Origin of the sequence: Caballeronia sp. SEWSISQ10-4 2 (assembly GCF_030464885.1) — a bacterium.
Classification (GTDB): Bacteria; Pseudomonadota; Gammaproteobacteria; order Burkholderiales; family Burkholderiaceae; genus Caballeronia.
On record NZ_JALPRJ010000022.1, the window covers coordinates 72,668 to 95,098 of the forward strand.

14 protein-coding genes are annotated in these 22,431 nt (G+C 63.3%); 7 read left to right on the forward strand and 7 right to left on the reverse strand.

Annotated features, from left to right (window positions below; translation table 11 throughout):
• Position 1: 1 nt before the first annotated feature.
• The 6 genes from M0D69_RS16925 to M0D69_RS16950 are packed head-to-tail and all read left to right on the forward strand — an operon-like array spanning position 2 to position 11,621.
• Positions 2 to 2,806, forward strand: coding sequence for a putative baseplate assembly protein (locus M0D69_RS16925; RefSeq protein WP_301783106.1), 2,805 nt, complete (start codon positions 2 to 4; stop codon positions 2,804 to 2,806).
• Positions 2,803 to 5,853 (forward strand): putative baseplate assembly protein, encoded by a 3,051-nt coding sequence (locus M0D69_RS16930; RefSeq protein WP_301783107.1) that lies wholly within the window; start codon positions 2,803 to 2,805, stop codon positions 5,851 to 5,853. The genes M0D69_RS16925 and M0D69_RS16930 overlap by 4 nt, the downstream gene beginning before the upstream one ends.
• Positions 5,850 to 7,952, forward strand: coding sequence for a hypothetical protein (locus M0D69_RS16935; protein WP_301783108.1), 2,103 nt, complete (start codon positions 5,850 to 5,852; stop codon positions 7,950 to 7,952). Before M0D69_RS16930 ends, M0D69_RS16935 begins: the two co-directional genes overlap by 4 nt.
• 22 nt (positions 7,953 to 7,974) lie before the next feature.
• The gene (locus tag M0D69_RS16940; protein WP_301783109.1) at positions 7,975 to 9,375 is read left to right on the forward strand and encodes a DUF6519 domain-containing protein; all 1,401 of its coding nucleotides are present in this window, start codon (positions 7,975 to 7,977) and stop codon (positions 9,373 to 9,375) included.
• Positions 9,376 to 9,387: 12 nt separating this feature from the next.
• Positions 9,388 to 10,935, forward strand: coding sequence for a hypothetical protein (locus M0D69_RS16945; protein ID WP_301783110.1), 1,548 nt, complete (start codon positions 9,388 to 9,390; stop codon positions 10,933 to 10,935).
• Positions 10,936 to 10,964: 29 nt separating this feature from the next.
• Positions 10,965 to 11,621 (forward strand): hypothetical protein, encoded by a 657-nt coding sequence (locus M0D69_RS16950; protein WP_301783111.1) that lies wholly within the window; start codon positions 10,965 to 10,967, stop codon positions 11,619 to 11,621.
• 120 nt (positions 11,622 to 11,741) lie between these two features.
• On the opposite strand, the gene M0D69_RS16955 is transcribed toward M0D69_RS16950, so the two are convergent.
• From M0D69_RS16955 to M0D69_RS16970, 4 genes are all read right to left on the reverse strand, one after another.
• Positions 11,742 to 13,517: a hypothetical protein gene (locus M0D69_RS16955; RefSeq protein WP_301783112.1), complete on the reverse strand. Its 1,776-nt coding sequence runs from the start codon at positions 13,515 to 13,517 to the stop codon at positions 11,742 to 11,744.
• Between the two features lie 753 nt (positions 13,518 to 14,270).
• Positions 14,271 to 14,933, reverse strand: a complete 663-nt coding sequence (gene maiA, locus M0D69_RS16960; protein WP_301783113.1) for a maleylacetoacetate isomerase — start codon at positions 14,931 to 14,933, stop codon at positions 14,271 to 14,273.
• A gap of 196 nt (positions 14,934 to 15,129) precedes the next feature.
• A complete protein-coding gene (locus M0D69_RS16965; RefSeq protein ID WP_301783114.1) occupies positions 15,130 to 15,408 on the reverse strand; it encodes a hypothetical protein in 279 nt (92 codons plus the stop codon).
• 276 nt (positions 15,409 to 15,684) lie between these two features.
• Complete coding sequence (locus tag M0D69_RS16970; RefSeq protein ID WP_301783115.1) at positions 15,685 to 17,154, reverse strand: MATE family efflux transporter; 1,470 nt, start codon at positions 17,152 to 17,154, stop codon at positions 15,685 to 15,687.
• A 301-nt stretch (positions 17,155 to 17,455) separates the two neighbouring features.
• On the opposite strand from M0D69_RS16970, the gene M0D69_RS16975 reads away from it, so the two are divergent.
• Entirely contained in the window at positions 17,456 to 17,845 is a 390-nt protein-coding gene (locus tag M0D69_RS16975) for a DUF3597 domain-containing protein (RefSeq protein WP_301783116.1), read from the forward strand.
• 150 nt (positions 17,846 to 17,995) lie between these two features.
• Here M0D69_RS16975 and M0D69_RS16980 read toward each other — a convergent pair whose 3' ends face one another.
• The 3 genes from M0D69_RS16980 to M0D69_RS16990 form a co-directional block, all read right to left on the reverse strand.
• Positions 17,996 to 19,036, reverse strand: a complete 1,041-nt coding sequence (locus M0D69_RS16980) for a lipocalin-like domain-containing protein (protein WP_367619721.1) — start codon at positions 19,034 to 19,036, stop codon at positions 17,996 to 17,998.
• Between the two features lie 83 nt (positions 19,037 to 19,119).
• Positions 19,120 to 21,696 (reverse strand): FtsX-like permease family protein, encoded by a 2,577-nt coding sequence (locus tag M0D69_RS16985; protein ID WP_301783117.1) that lies wholly within the window; start codon positions 21,694 to 21,696, stop codon positions 19,120 to 19,122.
• Complete coding sequence (locus M0D69_RS16990; protein WP_301783118.1) at positions 21,683 to 22,363, reverse strand: ABC transporter ATP-binding protein; 681 nt, start codon at positions 22,361 to 22,363, stop codon at positions 21,683 to 21,685. Before M0D69_RS16990 ends, M0D69_RS16985 begins: the two co-directional genes overlap by 14 nt.
• Positions 22,364 to 22,431 lie beyond the last annotated feature (68 nt).

Consider the following 22,431-nt stretch of genomic DNA (forward strand, 5'->3'; position numbering starts at 1 on the left):
CATGACACCGACCGCGCCGTCCGTGGAAGATGATCGCCAGCGTCGCATCGATGCGCGGCGGCGCGGGCTGAACGGCATCGACTACATTGAGGCCGGCACGGACCCGCGCCGGCTGAGCGTATTTTTCTTTCTCTCGGCGCCGGCCGATCTGGACGTGGCGAACTGCGCCATAGAAGGCGGCACCCGCATTCGCGGCCTGCGCGTGACGGCGGTTCGCGATCCCGACGACGACAGAGGTCCTGACGCGCAGTGCGTCACGCTGACCGTCGACCGGCCAGGGGACTATTCCCTCTATACCCTGGCGCTCGATGGCCTCGCTGGCTTCGATCCGCATTACACGCGCTGCGCGTTCAGCTTCAGGACGGCCGAGCCGAAGGAACTCGATTGCCTTGACGCGGCCGGGGAAGCGACGCCGCTGGTTGCATCGCCGGAAATCGACTACTTGTCGAAGGACTACGCGAGTTTCCGGCAACTTATCGTCAACCGGCTTGCGTTGACGCTGCCGGAATGGACCGAGGCGCATGAGCCCGACGAGGGCGTCGCGCTGGTCGAAGTGCTGGCTTACGTGGGCGATTACCTGAGCTACTACCAGGACGCGGTGGCGACTGAAGCGTATCTGAACACGGCGCGGCAACGGATCTCGGTGCGCCGGCATGCGCGTCTGGTCGATTATGCGATTCACGAGGGATGCAATGCGCGCGCGTGGTTGTGCATCGAGACGGACGTGGAATCGCTGCCACTTTCGCCCGATGACTGCCGCTTCGTCACCGACTGCCATAACGCTATCGCCGATCCATCGCCGGTGCTTGGGCCCCGCGCGCTGGCCGGTGTTCCCACAAGCCAGTACGAGATATTTTCACCGATGTCCACCGCGCCGATCGAGCTCCGCGCCGCGCATAACCGGATCAGTTTCTACGCGTGGGGTGCGCGGCAATATGCGCTGCCGGCGGGCGCGACATCCGCGGCCCTGCACGATACCTGGCCCGACAGCAAGCCGGCCAAGGGTACGAAGAACGTGAAGGGCGCCAAGGACGCGAAGGGCACGAAGGACGCCCACGGCGAGCGTGCGCTGGCCCATTTGCGCGCGGGCGCTTTCGTGCTGATCGAGGAAGAGCGCAATCCCGTTACAGGCGCGATAGCCGATGCCGACCCGGCGCATCGGCAGGTCGTGCGTCTGACGCGCGTCGAACCCGCCGTCGATCCGGTCTATGACGTGCCGGTCCTGCTGATCGAGTGGGCGCAGGAGGACGCGTTGCAGTTCCCGTTGGTGATTGCGGCGCTCGGAGCAGCTCCGGATTGCGCGTATTTCGGGCCGCCGGGCAGCGCCGGGACGGCCTCGGATATCAGCATTGCGCGCGCGAACGTGTGGCTTGTGGATCACGGCGCGCGCTTCCAGGAAGACCTCGCCGGACAGGTCGGCCTGACGACGCTTCTGCAAGGTTGCGACGCAGAAAACACACCTTCGGAAACGATCACGCAGCCGGCCCGGTTCGCGCCGGCGTTGCGCCACGCCGACCTGACATTCGCCGTGCCGGTTCCGGCGGGCGCGGGCGCCCGTGGACTGCTGTCGCAGGACCCGCGCGGCGCGCAACCGCAGACGGTGCTATCGGGTATTCCGGGTGTGCCGGATGGTTCGCGCGCGCTCTTCACGTTCGATGACCTCGACGCGCCTGACACGCTCATCGGCGAGATGAAGCAGCGGCTCGAGGGTGTGGGCAAGGCCGCGCCGAAGGAGCACTACGTTGCGCCCGACCCGCTGCTCGCCCGGCTTTCGCACGAAGCGCGCGCGGCGCTCCTCGCCTATGACGCCAGCGCTGCGCCGCCAGCCGCGCTCGCGACCCTGATCCAGGAGGAACTCGCCGCGTTGATCATCGGCTGGCGGGCGCGGCCGGACCTGCTCGAAAGCGGTCCGGATGATCATGACTATGTGGTGGAAGTCGACGATGACAGGATCGCCCACCTGCGTTTCGGCGATGGCCAGAACGGCGTGCAGCCGTCGGCGGGGTCGGTGTTTCGCGCGGCGTACCGGACCGGTTCGGGGCCGGCGGGAAACGTAGGGGCCGGCACGATCATGCATTTGCAGATGCTCTCGGGCACGCTGTCGGGCGGTATCGTCAAAGTGTGGAATCCGCTGGCGGCGCGCGGCGGCGTCGCGCCTGAGCCGCTCGCCGACGTCCGCATGAACGCGCCGGTCGCGTTTCTCAATACGATCGAACGCGCCATCACCGCCGATGATTACGCGACCCTCGCGGCCCGTCATCCTGGCGTGCGGCGCGCGGCCGCGTCGTTGCGCTCGAACTGTGGCCGGCAAGCCGTGCGGGTGGCGATCGCGCCGTATGGCAGCGAGAGCGCGCCGCAAACCCTGCTCGCCGATGTCGCCGCGTTCCTCGAGCGCTATCGGCGCATGGGTCACGATGTCGAGGTCTCGCCGGCTGTTTATGTGCCGCTCGACATCGGCATCGAGGTGCATGTCGCGGCGGATCACCTGCGCGGCCATGTGGAAGCGGCGTTGATCAGCGCGTTCGGCGCCGGGCCTCGCCGCAGCGCGACGGGCGGCTTGTTCGCGCCGGATAACCTGACGTTCGGCGAAGATATCTTTCTGAGCCGGATCATCGCGGCGGCTCAATCGGTGGAGGGCGTGGCCTATGTCGATGTGACGCGTTTCGAGCGCCAGTTCATGCCGTCGCACGACGCGCTCGAGAGCGGCGTGCTGACGCTCGGGCCGCAGGAAATCGCGCGGCTCGACAACGATGCCGATTTTCCCGAGCACGGCAGGCTGCGTATGCGCATGCGAGGTGGGCGATGACCGGCGACTGCGGCTGCCCCGGGCCGGCCGGGAATCAGAGCAAGCCTTCCAACCGTCCCGGCTTGTCGTCGCTTGCATACCGGCTGGGCACGCACACCGGCTTCCTCGACGCGATGATCGCGCGGCTTGGCGCGATGCAGGCCGCGCAATCGGCGGCGCCGACCACGCGCGATCCGGGTGATCCGGCCATCGCGCTGCTCGACGCGTGGGCGGTCGTCGCCGACGTGCTCACGTTCTATCAGGAGCGGATCGCGAACGAGGGCTATCTGCGCACCGCGACCGAGGACCGCTCGCTCAAGGAGTTGGCGAGTCTGGTCGGTTATGTGCCGCGGCCGGGGGTGGCGGCGTCCTTGCCTGTCGCTTATACGGTGCAGGACCAGGGCGGCGACGCCAACGTCGATATCCCCGCGGGCAGCAAGGTCCAGAGCCTGCCGGTTGCGGGCGAACTGCCCAAGGTCTTCGAGACGGCCGCGCCCGGCCTCGCGCGGGCAAGCTGGAGCCAGCTCGGCGTGCGCACGGCGCGCGCGCAGCAGGTGAGCGCGGACTCGACAGCCGTCTTCCTGAATGGCACGTCGACAAAGCTGAAACCGAATGACCCGCTGCTTATTGTCGATGGTAAATCGCGCACGCTCAGGCGAATCGCTACTGTCGATATCGACACGCCGCGCCAGCGCATCACACTGGGGCTGCAGCTGCTGCCGTCCAAGGTCGAACCGGGCGGCCGCACTGCCAGCCTGGCGTCCGGAGACGTGCCGCTTGCGCAACCCGACGCGCCTTCCACGGCGCCTGCCGCGCCTGATGCGTCTTTCGCCACGAGCGTGACCGGCGTGTCGCCGTTGCAGGACCCGGCGTTCACGCGCGCGCTGAGCCTGCCGCCGGCCCAGCATCCCGTCAACGCGCTCGACCTGCATCAAAACGCCTCCGAACGGCTGAAACCCGACACCGACGCCGGCCCGCAATTGCTGACGCGGCTGGATCCCGCGCTGCAAGGCTCCTTGCGCACCGCGTTGCGCAACACGACGGTCGCGCCGCCGTCCGCCGTGCAGGTCTTCGCGTTCAACGTGCGCACCGCGCCGTTCGGCAGCACTGCGCCGCTGAGGAATGTCGTCGTGCCGGCGAATGGCCATTCGCCCGCCACGACCGCGCAGCAGGAATGGACCTTCGAGGTGCCGGCGGGTTCATCGGCCAGGCTTGTCGAGGCATCGCGCACGAGGCCGGCCGAAGCGCCGCCCACGGTGCCGCTGGCCTTCGAATCGCCCGGCATCCTGTATCTCGACAGCAGTTATCCCAATGTGGTCGCGCCCAGCTGGGCGTTCGTGCGCGGCGTCGATGCAACCGGCGCGCCGCGCGATCCGGTGATCAGCCAGATCACTGAAGTCCACGGCATGGCGCGCGCGGATTACGGCTTGTCGGCGAAAACGACACGACTGATGCTCGACACCCCGTGGTTCGATCCAACGAACAACGGCGACTTTACCGAGGTGGTGCGCGGAACGGAGGTGTACGTGCAGAGCGAGGCGCTGGATCTCGCCGATGCACCGATCACCCTGTCCGTCGATGGCGCGTCGATCGAACTCGACGACCTGCACGATGGACTTGCGCCGGGCCGCTGGCTGATCGTCACCGGCGAGCGCCTCGACATTCCCGATACCAAGGGTGTGAGCGGAACGGAAGTGGTGATGCTGAAGAGCGCGTCGCACGCGGTCGAGACCATCGGCGACGACGCGCGCACGCTGCCTGGAGGCAGGGCGGGAAGCGTTGGCGTGGGCGCGGGCACGCCTGCTCCAACGCCAACGCCCGGTCCCGCCGCCCGGGATGACAGCAGTTTGCTGCCGGGCGGACGCATGCGCACGACGTTGACGCTGTCGTCGGCGCTTTCATATCGGTACGTGCGTGACAGCGTCAGGATCTACGGCAACGTCATCAACGCGACACACGGCGAGACGCATGCCGAGATTCTCGGCAGCGGCGACGGCAAAAGCGCATTCCGCAGCTTCGCGCTGCGCTATGCGCCGCTCACGTATGTATCGGCGGCGACGCCTTCAGGGGTCGCGAGCACGCTTCAGGTCCGCGTGAACGGCGTGGCGTGGGCGGAAGTGAAGAGCTTCAACGGCGCGGGTCCCGACGATCGCGTGTTCGTTACCCGCCAGCTCGCTGATGGTACGACCCAGGTGACCTTCGGCAACGGCACGCAGGGCGCGACCCTGCCCCCGGGCGTCGAGAATGTCCGTGCGACCTATCGCAGCGGCATCGGCGTGGGCGGCAATGCGAACGCGGGACAGGTGACCCAGCTTGCCACGCGGCCGCTCGGCGTGATGGGCGTGGTTAATCCTGTCGCCGCCGCCGGCGGCGCCGACCCGGAAAGCGGCGCCGATATCCGCCGACACGCGCCGCAAGGGCTGGCATCGCTTGACAGGCTGGTGTCGATTGCGGATTACGAAGACTTCGGCCGGACCTTCGCGGGCGTAGGCAAGGCAAGCGCGGTTCAGCTTTCCGCCGATAACACGCGCCTCGTGCACGTCACGCTCGCCGCCGCCAACGACGCGCCGCTGACCGCGGCGTCGGCGCTCCTCGTCAATCTGGCCGCCGCGATCGCGCGATTCGGCGACCCCTACGTTCGCGTGCGCTTGCAGCCGCGCGAGGCGCTGCTGCTGGTTATCAGCGCGCGCGTGAAAGTCGCGCCCGCGTACGAGTGGACGCGCGTCGCGCCGCTCATCAGCGCCGCGTTGCTCGATGCCTTCGGCTTCGCGCGCCGCGACCTGGGCCAGGATGTCGCGCTGAGCGAAGTGCTGGCGGTGATGCAGAACGTTGCGGGCGTCGACTACGTGGATGTGGACGTGTTCGACCGGATCGCCGAAGCAGGCGCGCTGGGCGAACTGGAGCGCATCGCGTACGCGCGCGAGCCGTCGCTGCATCGGATGATCGTCGCGCGGATGGCTCGCCGCGACAACACCGCACAAGGCGCGGCGGCCGTGCTGCCCGCGCAGATCGCCTACCTGAGCGCGGACATTCCCGCGACCCTCACGCTCACGGAGATCACGTCATGAGCACGCCGTTCAACGACCGCCTGTACGCGCTGTTGCCGTCGATTTACCGGCAGCGCGACGCCGATGCCGGCGAGCCGCTGCGCATGCTGCTCTCGGTCGTCAGCGAACAGGTCGATGCGCTCGAGCAGGACATCGCCGGGCTCTACGACAACTGGTTCATCGAGACGTGCGATGACTGGGTGGTGCCGTATATAGGCGACCTGATCGGGTATCTGCCGATTCACGATGCAGGCGAGCCGGCGCGCGAATCGGCCGCGCAAGCCGCGGCGCGCGCCCGCATTTTGTATCCGCGCCGCGACGTCGCCAATACGCTGCGATACCGCAGGCGCAAGGGCACGGTGTCGCTGCTCGACGATCTGGCCGCCGCCGTCTCGGGTTGGCCGGCGCAAGTCGTGGAATTCAACCGGCTGGTCGCGACGACCCAGTCGATGCAGCATCCGCGCGTCACGCAAGGTGGCACAGCAGACGTGCGCCGCGCGGACCTGATGGGCCGGCTGGGCACCGCATCGGACGAAACCGCGCATCTGGCCGAACTGAGCCGCCCGCAATCGAAGTACGGTCCGGGGCGCTTCAACATGATGTCGGCCGGTCTCTTCGTCTGGCGGCTGCGCGCGTATGAGGTCGTGCGCACGCAGGCTTATTGCGTAGAGGAACTAAGCCCCGAGTGCTTCACGTTCAGCGTGCTCGGCAATGATTGTCCGCTGTACGCCGCCGCGCGCGAACCGGATGCGTTGCCGGTCGCGCTGCGGCGGGCGGATATCGCCACTCGTCACGGCCGCGTGGAAGCGCGTTTCTACGGGCCCGGGAACAGCTTTGCGCTGTGGCTGGGCGAAAAAGAAGCGGAACTGTTGCCGCTCGCGCGGCTGGTCGTGGCGGACCTGTCGAACTGGAGGATCGCGCTGCGCCGGGGAGAAGTGGCTATCGACCCTGAACGGGGGCGCATCGTCTTCGCGCCGGGCGAGCTGCCGGAATACGGGCTGCGCGTGTCGTACCACTACGGGTTTCCGGCCGACATGGGCGGCGGCACTTACGCGCGGCCCACGCGAGACTGGGCGGGCGACCGGGCGCTATATCCCGTCGGCGACGGCGAATACAAGCGCCTTCACGACGCGCTGCAGGCGTGGCACGAGGACAAGCCGACTCGCGCGGTGATCGAGCTGAGCGCCAACGACGTCTTCGCGGAGCCGGTCAGGATCGCGCTGGAATCCGGCCAAAGCCTGGAAATCCGCGCGGCGAACGGCGCGCGGCCCGTGATCCGACTGCTGGACTGGCAGGCCAACCGTCCCGACTTCATGTCGATCACCGGCCATGCAGACAGCCGCCTCGTGCTCGATGGCCTGCTGGTCAGCGGCCGCGGCGCGCAGCTCAAGGGTTCATTCGGATCCCTGACGATCCGCCACTGCACGTTCGTGCCGGGCTGGACCATCGAGGCTGCCGAAAGCACGCCGCGCGGCGGCGTGGAAGCGAGTCTCGCGGTGGTGAGGAGCGACGCGCGGGTGATTATCGAAAAAAGCATTTTGGGGCCGATCATGGTGACTGCCGATGACCCCGCGCAGGAGCCGCTGCAACTGGAAATCGCCGATAGCGTCATCGACGCCGTGTCGGACCGCCATGAAGCGATTGGCGCGGCTGAGAGCGGACCGGCACACGCGCTGCTGCGCATCGTGCGTTCGACGATATTCGGGCGAGTGGAGGTGAATGCCATCGACCTGGCGGAAAACTGCATTTTCAGCGGCGCGCTGATGGTAAAACGGCGCGACACCGGCTGCATGCGATTCTGCTACGTGCCGCCGGAGTCGCGCACGGCGCGCCGCTTCGAATGCCAGCCCGGCGCGGCCATGGCGCGCGCGCAGGGCGGCGCACGCGCGGCGGTTGCGTCGCGCGTGCGTCCGCTGTTCAACAGCGTGCGCTACGGGTCGGCCGGCTACTGTCAGCTCGCGGCGGCTTGCGCGTCGGAGATCGCAAAGGGCGCCGACGACGAATCCGAGATGGGCGTTTTCCACGATCTTTACCAGCCCCAGCGCTTCGCAAATCTGCTCGCGCGCCTGGACGAATATGTGCCGGCGGATGTGGACGCCGGCATCATCATCAGCAGCTAGACGCGCGCGGATGGAGGAAAAGATGAAGAACATCGACATATCACGTGACAGCTTCCAGCCTGGGCGCGGCTTCAGCCGGCTGGTCTGGCAGCAAGGCCGCCCGCAGCTCGACGCCGACCTGAACGAGCACGCGTCGATCCTGCTGCATACCTTGCGCACCATGATGATGGATCTCGCGGGTCGCTTCGGCGGACCCGTCGGCGCGTGCGGTTTCCGGATCGTGCTGACAAAAGACGATGTCGACGACGAGTTCACCGAAGCAGACCGCAAGGAACTGACGACCGAACTTGCCGAGTTGCCGCCGGGCGACCTGCTGATGTCGACAGGGCGCTATTACGTCGATGGACTGCTATGCGAGAACAGCCGCTTGCAGCGCCATTCCATTCAGGAAGCCGGCAATTATCTTGTTTATCTCGATGTCTGGGAGCAGGAAGTGACGGCGCTCGATGACGACGCCATCCGAGAAGTCGCGCTCGGCGGCACGGACACGTCCGCGCGCATGCAGGTCAAATGGCGGGTCAGGGCGATCAGGCTGAGCGCGCCGGCGCAGACTTTCGGCACGCTCAATCCGCCGTGGGATGAACTGGCGGCTGGCTGGCAGCACAGGCATCGCGGTGCGCTGAAAGCACGTGCGCGTACGGTCGATGACGGCCAGCCGGACGCCGGCAGCGGCGCGGGGCGGACGTATCGCGGACCGGAGAACCAGTTGTACCGGGTGGAGATCCACCGGGGCGGCAAGCTTGAAGACCGGCATCGTCCGACATTCAAGTTCTCGCGCGATAACGGCGTGGTCGCGTTCCGCGTGGACACCGTCGCCGACGACGGTCTGGCCGTCACGCTCGCCTCATGGGGCCGCGACGACAACATGAACCTCGCGCCGGGCCAGTTCGTCGAGCTGACGGATGGCGAGCACGAGCACCACCGCGGCGCGGCTGCGCTGGCGAAGATCGTGTTCGTCGATCCGCTGAACCGACAAGTGAAAGTCGATGCAGCTCTTTTCAGTCAGGTACCACGCCAGGACGCGCGGCTGGTGCTGCGCCGCTGGGACCAGCTTGCGGGCGAACCGCGGCGTGGCGGGCTGGAGCTCTCGGAGGGTGCGGCGCTGATCGTGGAGCAGCAATGGCTGACACTTGAAGACGGTGTCGAGATCATGTTCGACAAAGCGCACGGGCACGAATATCGCAGCGGGGATTATTGGCTGATTCCCGCGCGCGTCGTGACCGGCGATGTCCTGTGGCCCCAGAAAGACCGCCAGCCCGCAGCGTTGCCGCCGCACGGCGTGGAGCATCACTATGCGCCGCTCGCGATCGTCGATTCCAATGGCGAAACGCTGAGCCTGGTGGTGCCGCTGACGCGTCGCTTCGGCGCGCAGACCGTCAAGGGATTTCCGGACGACATGTTCGTGTATATCGGGCAGCCGTGAGCAGGAGGACATGTGGCGAACGAATCAGCACGTTGTCCGGGTTGCCAGCGCCTGCCTTTGCAGGTGCGGGAGCACGGTGCGTGTGCCGAATGCGACAAGTCGCGCAACGCGCAGCCGGAGCGGTGCGTGTGGCGGCGGTTGCGGGAGGAAGCGCCGCCAGAGGTTGTAACCACGGCCACGCCGCAGCCGCAAGAGCCGCCCGATGCGCCGCCCGTTCCGCCGCCCGTTCCGCCGGACGCCGGGTCCGCGACGGGAACCGTCAAGCCTGACCCCAACGAAGCGAGCCTGCTCGACGCGCAAAAGCGCCTGGCCGAGCTGGAAGACAGTCTTCGAAATGAGCAACTGGCGGCCGAAGCCGAACGCAAGAAGGCCGACGATCATCGGAGCATTGCGGAAAAACTGGCGCAACAGATCACCGGCCTGCAGCAGGAGTCCGAGCGCTTGCGCAGCGAGGTGGCAGGTCATCGGCAGGAAGCGGCGGCCGTCAACGAAAAACACAGCTTGCTCGATACCGCGAAGCGCGAGCTTGAAAGCGTCCACGCAAAGGCGCTGGATGTGCACCACCGGATCCTGGAATCGCTGCGGCAAAAAGTTGCGGACCTGCAGCAGGAGGCCGAGAAGCTGCGGCTGGAAGCGCAGAGTCACCGGCAGGAAGCGGACAATCAGCGCAGCGCCGCGCAGGACGCTGCGGCCAAGGCGCAGGCAATCAGCGAAAAACACTCGTTGCTCGATACCGCGAAGCGCGAGCTCGAAAGTGTCCACGCGAAGGCGCTGACGCAGATTGAACAACTAAACATCGCTCATGCCGATGCACAGCGCAGCAACACGGACCTGCAAGCCGCGCTCGGCAAAACCCAGGAGGCGCTGCAAAGTTCGCGCATCAACATCGCGCAGCAGGTGGCGGCCGGCACGCGCACCCGCCGCTGGCTCACGGCGGGTATCGGCGCACTGACCGGCATGACGATGGGTGCTGCCGGCACATGGGCGCTGCTGCCCAAGCAGATCGCAGCGTCGCCCGTCAATGTGCACATGGTCCAGTTGCTTACGCAAGCCAACACCTGCCTGCTCAGCGAGGACTGGTTCTGCGTCGGCATCTCGGCGGCGCGCATGCTCGCGATGGACCCGCGCAGCCCGGTTGCGCTGGTGGCGCAACGTGAAGCACGTATCGCGCAGCAGCAGTCCGACACCGCCGAACAACAAAAGAAGACGGAGCAGGAACTGCACGCGCGGCAAGCGAAGCTGACGGCGCAAAACCAGGCGTTGCCGAGCGCGCGGCAGTCACCGGGGCAGCCCGCATGTCCGTCGACGCCGACCTCCTCAACACTGGCGTCGACTGATGCTGCAATTGCTGCAGCACTCGCCCAGCAACGCACGGGCGTTATGACACAGCTGATGCGCAAGGCGGAAGCGGCACGCGCTAAAAGTGCCTTCGATTGCGCGGAAGACCTTGCGGTCACGGCGCAAAGCTATGAATCCAACGCGAGTATCGACCGGTTCATTGCCGGCGTCAGGACCGAGCGGCAGCGCTTGCTGAATAACGGCGTGGTCATCCGCCAGTAAAAGCGGCACCTCGCTGAGAGGAGACTGCCGTGGAGCGGGCAGAGACAAAACGCATCGATTCGCTTCCGGCTATCAAGCCGCTGAAAGGCTTGGTGCTGGCCGCACCGCTTTTCCTTGCCGCCTGCAATGACATGCATGTCAAGGAGACAATGGCATGTTTTGGCTCGGCCGTAATGGCCACGGCACGCAGCACAGGCGCGGCAAAGGATACGAGCGACGGGAAGGCGCCGCCGCCAGTCAGTTTCAGCGACTGCGTGGCAATTCACTCCTCCACGCAGCAGACACAGGACTCATCTCAGGTTGATGACGAATACCGGCGCGCGCATAACGGGCAACTGCCTGACCAGCCCGCTATTGTCACCATGGATGTTCGCGCCAATCCATCGGGCGTGGTTCGCCGCGGGGCGCAACTAACGATTGTCTCGAACCTGCAAGTCGTTTCGGGCAAGAGTGAGCCGGTGTCGGCGGTATCGGTGGAAATCAGGCTGTACGAATACGGCAAGACTGAACCGTTCAAGACGGATACTCTCAGCGCGACGACGCTCCCGGGCAGCGGCGCTTACAAGACGAGCTTCACTATCGTGCTGCCAGCCTCAATGCCCCAAGGGCAGTATCGGATAGAAACAGTTTTTTATCTCAACCGCCAAAGGGCGGGCAGCACAATGGTGACGTTGCAGATTGTTTGATTTCGATGAACGGCCGTTGTAAATCAGGAGTTTTATTCGTATCGGGACCGCAAAGCGTCGCCCGCGATTTAGTTGAACAACAAATGCAGTTGCAACCGTGCGCTCGCGTCTTCTTGGTACTTATTTCCCTGTGGTATTCACGAGACCCGCTAATCCCGCAATCAGAAACGACGCAAGGACGTAGCCCATGATCTTGTGAAAATAGAAGTAATAACGCGTCCGTCCTTGCAGGTCGATATCGTAGTGTGCCTCGCGTAACCGAATGATCGGCAGAAGCATATCGAGGCTATATGCGACTCCAAGCGGTATGCCTGCACGCTTCCCCTCGCCAGACACCCTCAATATCACCGCGCCCAAGAAGATAAAAACGATCGCCCACCACAGCGCGTATGAGGTGCGAAAGCCATAGCCCACGAATATCTGGTGCAGGGTTAGCAGCACCCGGTCGATTCCATGCGCGTGTTCGCGCTCGCGGGTTTTCTCCGCATAAAGCACGTCTATGACTTTGTCGTCCTGGTTGATCTTGCTTAGCATCCGGGCGACCTGAGCGTATGTCTGCGGGTGGAAACCGCTCTGCCGATCAAGCCACCCTATCCACCATTCCGACGAGCGCAGTGACAGATCGCTGTACTTGTCGGCATCGAGCGCACTCGGATTTTCATAAGTGAATCCGACCAGATCGAGCTTTTTGGGCCAGCCGTCGACACATTCCGTCCAGTTCTGGTCTTTGGGGCACGTCATACGATCCTGAATGTCGCGTGCCGAAGCATTGTGCAAAATCAGTTGCGCGCCATCTTGCCAATGAGGAGCCGCCCGCAACTTTGAGCCAAGGCGCAAGCCTTGCCCAATGTGTGCTCCTGTCAGGTCAAGTGTCGCAAAAGATCCGCTGGACAGTTCAAGATTGCCGCCGACCGACAGGTATGTCATGGAAGCCCGGGTCTTGATGGAGATATCACGCATGAACAGGCTGCGACCGACGGAAAGATTCTCCATGCGAATCGGTCCGTCGATCTGTGCGGTGCTCATGTCGAATTGGCCGGCCACGTGTGTCGCGCTGAACGTCACGTCCTTTAAGAAGGTTGTTTTTTGAATCAGATACGCGCTTTGACCCACCTGCGCCGCATCGAACGATGCAGGTCCGTCGAATACGCTGTTCCGGATCACCAGTTCACCGCCTATGCTTGCTTCCGTCAAGCTGAACTCGGAAAATGCGCTGCCGGTTGCATAAAGACCCTTCGCAACCTTGGCGGAACCTGCTTTGAAGGGGCCTTTGATCTTTGCGTCGTTGAGCGAAAGCTGTCCACCAATATCGGCATCCACGAGGTTCACTGTATGAGTGGCCGACACACCGTCAAGCACCAGCGAGGTGAAGGTTTTGATGCCCGACATATCGATGTCGCCCTCGAAGTTGCTTCGGTCGATTGATAGCTGTCCGTCTACAATTGCCTGTGACAGTCTTAGCGCTTTGTCGAACTGGCAATGGCTTAGCGTTAAAGGCACATGCAATCGCGCGCTTTCGAAGTCAACCACATCCGAAAATCTCGCGCCACGAATCTCAACGCCACGATACGGAATGGCGCTGCGCAATCGTTCGTCAGCCATAGCGGTCTCGATGAACCGGGCGGATAACGTTCTTTTCTCAGGCCAATGCAGCGCATCGGCCGGCTCGTCCGTTCCGCCGAACGCTTGCAGATCTGCAACTTGCCCTGCGCAAATGCGCTGCCATACCCATTGTTCCTGCGCCGTCCATTCCGACGCACGTCCGGGCAAGCGGGTCGCGCAATCTCGCGCGCCGCCGCGAGGTGACGCGTCACTCTTAGCGGTCAACATAGCCAAACAAATGAGTGCCAGGATGCGGATAATGAAAAGTGCATTGCAACGGTGCATACGATTCATCCCGCTCTCCTGCGCAGAGTGCAGCGCCTATACTTGAACGGCGTCGCTCAATTATTCTTCAAAAGAAGAACATGAAATCGTTCTAGTGGCAATAGCACTTTGTTGCATTGGCTTCTTCCTCCCTTGATCGAGGTACATGATGAGTCGCTTAACGCTGCTGACTGCCTGCGCGCTTGCCACCATTGTCTCCATCCCGGCCTTCGCAGAGAACGAACCGGTTGGCGAGACGTCGGAGCCACTATCTGTCGGCCCCTCTCATCCGCCTCCGTCAAGTCGTGACCGCTGCAAGCAAGGGTACGTATGGCGTGAAGCGACGAAACGTGATCACGTCTGTGTCACTCCGTCCACACGCGACCAGACAGCCGAAGACAATCGACTCGCTGGTTCCCGCCGATCACGGAACGGTGGTCCGTTTGGTCCGGACACATGCCGTCAAGGTTTTGTCTGGCGCGAGGCATTCCCTAACGATCACGTGTGCGTATCTCCCGCCACGCGCGACAATGCGCGACACGACAACGATGATGCACGCAACAAGGTAGCGAGGTGAGTGTCAGCATCGACCAGACATCAGCCCGATGTGCTGCGCGGGATAGGAACATTCGAAGCCGCCGATGCTTGTTGTCGCGTTGCTCTTCCGTGCCATCTTTGTCACGCTTCGTTTCTTGCGACCTGCATGCCAGCGGCGGCGCGGGTTATTAAAAGCAGGGTGCGGCGGCGAAGATCCATCAGCCACCGCGCCGCCATCGCAAGTGCTTACTTAGGCGCACCCGCCTGACGTTTGGGATCGGCCTTCATGAACGCCGGATGCTGGTCACACGCAGTCATGATCCGGTCGATAGTCGGTACGTCAGGGATCGCGATCTTGAACACTCGTGTTATCGCAACAATGCTCGCGAGGCAAATGTCCGCTATCGTGGGTTCATCGCCGTGACAGAACGTGCCCGTTTCCGGCGCGCCTGCCAGACGCTGTTCAACCGCGGCAAGACCCGCACCGAGCCAGCGGATTTGCCACGCGCGCCACTCGGCATCGTCGAATCCGCCCGTTTCCTGCAGATACTTTTTCACGCGTGGCACGATTAGCGGATGGGTATCGGCAGCACACATCGATGCAATCGACCGCACGCGTGCGCGACCGTATAAATCGCTTGGCAGCAACGGCGGCGAGGGCTGGAGTTCGTCCAGGAATTCGAGGATGGCCAGCGATTGCGTGAGCGGTTCGTGGCCGTCCTGAACCAACGCGGGAATTGACCCTAGCGGACTGATTTTCAGGAATTCCGCGCCGCGTTGCTCGCCCGCGTCGAGATCGATGTTCTGTTCGTGCGCGCTCAGGCCTTTCAAATTAAGTGCGACGCGTACGCGAAACGCGGCGGACGAGCGCCAGAACGCAAAGAGTTCGAATTGTGCTTGCTCTGACATGAGGGTTCTTCCTTTGTGGTGGAGACAGCGGGGAGGTTGGCTTAGTTGTCGACTCTCAACTATGCATCAAAGTTCTCTACGCCGTGTCCTCAGCATGAGTGTTCCTCATGTCACCAAGCTCATAAAAACGCCAATGCCCTGCGAACTTGCATTCGCAGGGCATTGATTTTCCGCTTAGCCAAAACTTCAGATTTTATTAATTGTGGGAATAGGTCGAGCGTGCATCGTTGGCTTGAGCGCGTTCACCGGATTGCGTGGTGGTGCTTTTCACGCCGCCGTACGCGCTTGCGCTCGCATCGTTACCCGCTGCTTTTTCAGCTGCAATGGTTTGCGCGCTTTGGCCGCGTTGCGAAGCAGGTGCGCCGACCAGCGGGTTGTACGATGGTGCCGGACCATAGCCGCTGCTGGCGAATGCGGGTGCTCCAAGAGCGGTGGAAACAGCGACTAACAACGATGCAATAAGGGTCTTGTTCATGATGTGCTCCGATGCGTATCAATGACTTCATTCATGGGCTACGCAGCGGTCCTGCTGGTTGGTGTGCTGCGTCGATGGAATGCAGTATATGCGCGCACTATCGAAATATTGTACCGATAGAGGGGAATGGTGAATCCGTGCGAGATGAACAATCGGACGCAGCCGCTTATTGAATAAGCCTAAGGAAATAAGGGCGTGAATATGCCAGTCAGGCGAGGTGAATTAAAGCTGAATGCAAAGAGAAAACCGCGCTTAAGTGCTTAGCGCCTAAGCCGCCTAGCCACCACGCGAGGGAAGTTCCTTTAACTCCACGTCCGGTGCCATCGTATTTCCCGCAGCCGCGCCAGGGACATTAACGACGGATTGCTCCAGCCGGTTGCTGTCCTTGCTCGCTAGCGCAGCGCAATCCCCCATCGGCAAGCGCTTGACGACGGAATACGCCACCAGCATCGCGAGCGTGCCGAAGATTGCGTTGCCGGCGGCCTGTCCGATCATCACACCGACCGGACCATGCCGCATCCCGGCCGCAACAAACGGCACCGTGCCGATAGTCGCGCGTCCCCAGTTGAAGAGCGTCGACAACAACGGACGATCGAGATTATTGAACGTCGCGTTGGCCACAAACTGGCAGCCGACGAACGCATAGCTCGTCACCAGCCACGAACAGAACGCCGTGATAATGACGGCCGTGTCACCGCGGGCCGAGAAGGCACGGATCAGGCCGCCCTGAGCCAGCGCCAGCACGATCCACGCAAGCAGAACGGTCAGCAGCACGAACACCAGGCTGTTGCGAACGGTTTCGCGGATACGGTCCGCACGGCCCGCGCCGAGATTCTGGGCAACGATCGGCCCGACCGCACCGGTCAGCGCATAGATCACCGCGAAGGCCACCGGTGTGATTCGGTCGATAGTCGCTTGCCCCGCGACGGCCGCCGCGCCGAAGCTGGCCATCGCGTGCGTGACGTATGCGCTGGCAACGGGCGTCGCGAGGTTGGTCAGCACAGCGGGCAGCGCAACCTTCATGACCGGCTGGCCGTTGGACCACAAGCGTGCAATGCGAACACGGCCAATGAGATCGTTGACCCGGATCGCACCATGCAGACCGACAAGCGCAAGCGCGAAGCGCGCTATATCGTTCGATATGGCCGCACCCGTCAGCCCAAGATGGAACCCGAAGATCAGGATCGGATCGAGGATCGCGGTCACGACTGCGGCGGTCAGCGTGACGGTCATCGCTCGTCGGGCGTCGCCGACAGAACGCATCAGCGCGGCCGTACACATGCCGATGGCGAGGAACACGTACGTGGGCGCGGTGATCATCAGGAAGCTGCGGGTCAGCACGCGCGTTTCGCCCGCAGCGCCGAGCGCGTTCAGGATCGGATCCAGGAAGAGCAACGTGGCGGCGCTCAGCACCATGGTGACCAGCATCATCAGGACAAGACTCGCCGACGCAACCTGCCGCGCTTTCGTTCGCTGGCCGGCACCGAGAAGCCGCGCGACGGTCGCGCTGACGCCTATCGTCATGCCGATGGAAATAGCCGTGTGGAAGAAGTTGATGGTCCCGGCGAACCCGACCGCTGCGGCGACCGACGTGTCGCCAAGCAACGATACGTAGAAGAGATTGGCGAGATCGACGGCGAATATGGCCATCAATCCGATCGCGCCTGTTCCTGCCATGACAATGACATGCCGCAAGGTCGAACCGTGTACGAAGCGGGCGGAGTCAACCTGGCGTTTTGATGTCATGGCGGAGCATGGAGTCGCGGTGGGCGAATAATCGCATGAATAATCCTGGTTTTTGCTCGATGCGAAGCTATAGTCGAAACGAGCGCTGGGTTCAACCTGTCTTTCGGAAACGATCACCTGCGTGCCTTGCATGCATCACCATGCGAGGCCGATCGATCGCCTACAATGTCCTTGCTGCTGTGCGCTGGACTCGCGACATTGCGCTGATGTTTCGGGAACGCAATTTGCGCACTGGCCGCATGAACCGGCGAACGCGCCGCTTCACAACGTCGTTCACTACGTCGACCAAGGGATATACATCATGAGCATCTTCGGCACTATCCTGAGCAAGATTTTCCCTTCAAGCCATCCGGCGAACACAGCGCCTGCCGATCCGGCTGCGCCTGCTGCAACCTCTGCACCTGAAGCAGCCGCACCGGCCGCAGCACCAGAACCGGTGGATGTCGAAGCGGTGCTCACAGCGCTCCAGGCGAATACGTCGGAGCAATTGAACTGGCGGACATCGATTGTCGATCTGATGAAATTGCTGGGTCTCGACAGCAGTCTTTCCGCGCGCAAGGAGCTGGCAGGCGAGTTGAACTATACGGGTGACACGAACGATTCCGCATCGATGAACATCTGGTTGCACAAAGCCGTGATGGAACAGCTTGCGGCCAATGGCGGGAAGGTGCCGGACAGCCTGAAGAACTAAGCTTCGCGTCGCCCTTGCGGTGACGGCTGGCACGCGTGTGATTGCGCAGATGCCGTACTACAGCACGCGTGCCAGCAAGCTTGTGCGACCGCCTGGTCACGCCCTTGTCATATTGCTTTTTTATGACGCCGTGCCCTGCAACGAGCACCGCTATTTTTCCAGCTTCAGCGCCTTGGCATATCCCGTCAGTTCAAGATAACAGTGACCCAGGGTTTTGCCGTCACGACTCACCGCTACCGCTCCCTCCCAATACACTGCGCCCGTCGACTGGCTGGAGTCGAGTTCCTGATCGTCCATCAACGGATCGAGGCGCCATGTGAACGCACCGGTCCTGAGCGTTTCCGATACCGGGTAAGACGTGCCGGTGCGTGGCGAGCGCCAGGTTCGAAGCGGCGTGAAATCGACTTGCCCCGCATCGAAAACCATCACGTGACCGTTGCTTTCGCGAAGCGCCGCGTGTGACCAGACGGTGCCGCCATTTCGTCCGCGTACCTTGAATGCCATGAGCGCGGAACCGTCGGACAGGTTGGCGCCGAGCCAGTCCCATCCCGTTGCATCGGCGCTAAGCATCGTGCTCGACCATTCATGATCCAGCCATGCCAAGCCGGTGACTGCCGTGTCAAGACCGGCTTTATCGCTTGAGTGGGAAACGCGTGTGACCTTACCGCTCACTCGCAATTGCGGTTCGCTGTAGTAATAGCTCGCTTGTGCCGCCAGCGGACCTTTTCGCGAGTAACCTTTGTCGCCTTGCAGCAGCGGTTCTTGAGTCGGCGTGAGTGACAGGTTCAGCGTGAAATCAGCGGCATTCACGGTCACCGTGTAGCGACCATCGGCTGCTCGCACGAGTTGCCATGCATCGAGCTTGACGTCCGTGTTACCGGTCTTTGCATACGCGAGGCCGAAACCCTGACGCGCAATCTTCTGGTCGTGCACGAGTCGTCCCAGCGAGGGATCGCTAAGCGCTGCATGAGCGATGATCAACTGCGACGGCGCAAACGCGCCCGTGTCCGCTGGATCATGTCCGGTCGCCGAGCGAAAGAATGTGATCTGGAAACCGAGCGGTTTGCCGTCCGGTTGATTGAGCCAACCCGTTGCGTACCACCATTCGGTGCGGAAGGCCGGATGCGCGCCGGTATCGTGCTCGAAGACAAGCGGACGATCGGGCGTGACGGCGGCGAACTCGGTCGCCATGGACGGTGGATTCGCCAGGCTGCAAACGCACGCCACCATAAGCCACCGCCGCGCCTGGCTTAACAATGTTCGAAGACCACGCATTACCAGTCCTCCTTGACGGCACGCACCGCATCGAAAGACACCGCCTTGCGTCCCGCAACCACAGCTGTTGCACATGACGAGATCAACATCACCAGCGCAACCGTGCTCAACACAGACCATGGGATATGCATCGACATGCTCCAGTGGAACGACTGCGGATTGACGACGAAGACCAGGATGAGACTGATCGCCCAGCCGAGGATAAATCCCACTGCAATCCCGAGCGCGGTCAGCATGCCGCCCTCCGTCGCGAGGATGACCAGCACCTGACGACGGGTCACGCCAACGTGCCGCAGCATGCCGAACTCCCGCGCGCGAGCGAGTGTTTGCGCGGAGAACGTGGCGGCCACGCCGAACAGCCCGATCACGATCGCCACCGCTTCCAGAAGATAGGTTACCGCGAAGCTCCGGTCGAAAATTGTCAGTGTCCGGGCGCGGATATCGCCGGGTTGAGCAAACTCCATCGCGGCGCCGAAGGGCAGTTTTCGCAGGCTCGCAATGACACTTTCCACGCTTGCGCCGCGCTTGATCGTGATGGCTACGTCGGTGGCTCCTGTATCACCCGTCAAGCGTCTGTAGTCGGCAAGGCGCAACTGGATCGCGCCGGTTTGCCGCACATAGTCGCGCCAGATACCTGCCACAACAAACGTTCCGCCAGACGCGCCGATGGACAACCGAAGCCGTTGTCCAAGCCCGTATCGATACAAATCGACCATCGCCTCCGACACCCAGATCGGCGTCTCGCCGTCGTGCAGGGCTGATGGCGGAAGCACAGGACCGGTCATCTGCATTAATGCACCGGGATCGGCTGCGTCGATGTCGCGCGCAAGCAAGGCCACGGCCGGACGCGCAGGATCGAGCGTGAGATGGGACGTGCGGGTGAACGCAGCGTTCTTTACGCCTGGAGCCGCAGCGAGCGCCGCTTGTTCGCCAGGACTCAGACCGCCGGTGTCGCCATTGGGCGCGACGCGAACGTATAGGTCGGCGGACAAGAGATGGGCCAGCCAGTCATCGACCGACACACGGAAACTCGCAACCATGATGGCCATCGCGACAATCAGCGCAAAGCTCGACAGAACGCCGCCCATGGCGATGGATGCCTGCCCCGGGGCATTCGCTAGCCGGGCGAGCGCCAGCGTCGTGGTGGCGCTCGTACGGTGTTTCGTACGCCGGCGGCTGAGTGCGGTGAACACGATCGCCGTGCAACGCGGCATCAGCGCGATACCGCCGATCAGCAACAGCGCGACAGCGAGATAACCGAGGATGGGGATATCGAATAGGGGCGGCAAGAGTGTCAGTATCCCCGCGGCAGCGAGGCAAGCAAGCGCAGGCCAGGGCGTTGCCAGCCTTGCGAGCGCGCCTTCTTCGCTGCCGGCTTTGAGCGCTGCGGCCGGCCTTGCCCGCGCCGCCTCCAGCGCCGGGACGAGACTGCCGAGCACGGACACGCCGATACCCAGCGCAAGAAACACCGCACTTGCAAGCGGCTCGAAGCCGACATGGGGCTGCACGCCCGGGAAGTAGCCGCCGCCCAGGTCGCTGCCGAAGAAACGCAGTGCGACGCTGGACAGCACATAACCCAGCGCCAGACCGAGTACGGAACCGATCACACCGAGAAGCGCCCCTTCCATCAGGATCTGGCGTAGAAGCTGACCGCGCGTAAAACCCAATACGCGAAGCATCGCGAACTGCGCACGGCGCCGGACGACCGCTAACGCTTGCGTCGAGAACACCAGAAACGCGCCGGTAAAAAGGGCCACCAGCGCGAGCACATTCATATTGATGCGATAAGCGCGCGACAAGCGATCGGTCCGGCTTTCATCGTCACGCGTTTCGGCTACAACCAGTTGACTGCCAAGCCGCTCTTGCAGCTCGCGTTTGAAGCGCTCCCGATCGACGCCGCGCTGGAGCTGCAGGTCGACGCGCGAGAGTTTCCCTTCAAGACCGAAACGCCACTGAGCGGCGGCGATATCCATCACCGCAATACGTTGACCGGACCGTGTCCTGACGATGCCGCCCGCTACCCGAAGTTGCACGGTCGACGTGCCGCTACGCAGCGCGACATGCTCGCCGGGCGCTGCGTGAAGCCACTGTTGCGCTGCAGGCGAGAGGAAGATGGCGTCGTCGGAAAGGGTATCGAGCGGACGCTGCGCCGAAGGCACGCCGACCAGTTCTGGCGTGATACGGCTCGCCCTGAAGACGTCGATGCCAAGCACTTTCAACGCGGCGCTCTGGCCGGGCACGGTCACATCCAGGTCTAGCACGGGGCTGGCCAAAGCCACGCCCGCTTCCGTTGCAAGACGCGGGTACCAGCTTTCATCGAAGTGTGGCTGCGCGCCGCGCACCTGTAAGTCGGCCTCGCCGGAGAGACTCTTGGCAGCCGCGGAGAACTCGTTGAATGCGGCGCTGTTGATGAGCTGCACCGCATAACCGAGCGCCACGCCCAGCGCGATCGTAGCGATGGCCACTATCGCGCGCGCCGGATGACTGCGCCACTCCGCACCTAGCAGCCAACGCGCGAGGAGCCGGCTGCCTGCAATACGCCGGGAGGATTGCGTCACGGGCTTATTCACCGGCATGCAGGCCATGCTCGCTCAGGACAAGGATCCGGTCCGCACTGGCCGCCGCGGCCATGGAGTGGGTGACCATGATCGCGGCGGCGCCGTTCGCCTTGATCTCTGCACGGAACAACGAGAGCACTTCATGCGCGGTATCGGGGTCCAGGTTGCCCGTCGGTTCGTCGGCCAGAATCAGCGTGGGCCGGTGTACGAGCGCGCGTGCGATGGCGACACGCTGCAGTTCTCCGCCGGAGAGTTGCCGCGGAAAGTCGTCGCCGCGACCGCCCAGACCGACCGCCTCGAGCAAGTCGAGCGCGCGGGCCGGGGCGGTATTGTTGAGCAGTAGTGGCAGCGCGACATTTTGAACCAGCGTCAGATGCGGCAGGACGTGAAATGCCTGGAATACGAAGCCGAGTTTTTGCCGTCGAAGGCGGGTGGCGGCGTCATCGTCGAGACTCGAGATGGACGTGCCGTCGATCAGCACCTCGCCGCTGTCAGCGGTATCGAGACCCGCGATCAGGTTCAAAAGCGTCGACTTGCCGACGCCCGAGTCGCCCATGATCGCGACAAACTCCCCGGGCTCGAGTGCGAAGTCGAGGTTTGCCAGCAGTACGCGGCTCGCGCCGTAGGCCTTGTTCAAGCCGCGGCATTCGAGTGCGGGAGGAACGTCATTGTCACGGAGGGTCATGAGGATCGGGTCGTCAATGAGTTGGACTGGCTTGCAGTCCTCTACTGTGACAGAGAAGTGCCGCACGC

Excerpts from the sequence above, each read along its gene's own strand:
- M0D69_RS16925 (WP_301783106.1), top strand. The coding sequence starts at position 2 with ATGACACCGACCGCGCCGTCCGTGGAAGATGATCGCCAGCGTCGCATC.
- M0D69_RS16930 (WP_301783107.1), top strand. The coding sequence starts at position 2,803 with ATGACCGGCGACTGCGGCTGCCCCGGGCCGGCCGGGAATCAGAGCAAG.
- M0D69_RS16935 (WP_301783108.1), top strand. The coding sequence starts at position 5,850 with ATGAGCACGCCGTTCAACGACCGCCTGTACGCGCTGTTGCCGTCGATT.
- M0D69_RS16940 (WP_301783109.1), top strand. The coding sequence starts at position 7,975 with ATGAAGAACATCGACATATCACGTGACAGCTTCCAGCCTGGGCGCGGC.
- M0D69_RS16955 (WP_301783112.1), bottom strand. The coding sequence starts at position 13,517 with ATGAATCGTATGCACCGTTGCAATGCACTTTTCATTATCCGCATCCTG.
- maiA (WP_301783113.1), bottom strand. The coding sequence starts at position 14,933 with ATGTCAGAGCAAGCACAATTCGAACTCTTTGCGTTCTGGCGCTCGTCC.
- M0D69_RS16965 (WP_301783114.1), bottom strand. The coding sequence starts at position 15,408 with ATGAACAAGACCCTTATTGCATCGTTGTTAGTCGCTGTTTCCACCGCT.
- M0D69_RS16970 (WP_301783115.1), bottom strand. The coding sequence starts at position 17,154 with ATGACATCAAAACGCCAGGTTGACTCCGCCCGCTTCGTACACGGTTCG.
- M0D69_RS16975 (WP_301783116.1), top strand. The coding sequence starts at position 17,456 with ATGAGCATCTTCGGCACTATCCTGAGCAAGATTTTCCCTTCAAGCCAT.
- M0D69_RS16980 (WP_367619721.1), bottom strand. The coding sequence starts at position 19,036 with ATGGCGACCGAGTTCGCCGCCGTCACGCCCGATCGTCCGCTTGTCTTC.
- M0D69_RS16985 (WP_301783117.1), bottom strand. The coding sequence starts at position 21,696 with ATGCCGGTGAATAAGCCCGTGACGCAATCCTCCCGGCGTATTGCAGGC.
- M0D69_RS16990 (WP_301783118.1), bottom strand. The coding sequence starts at position 22,363 with ATGACCCTCCGTGACAATGACGTTCCTCCCGCACTCGAATGCCGCGGC.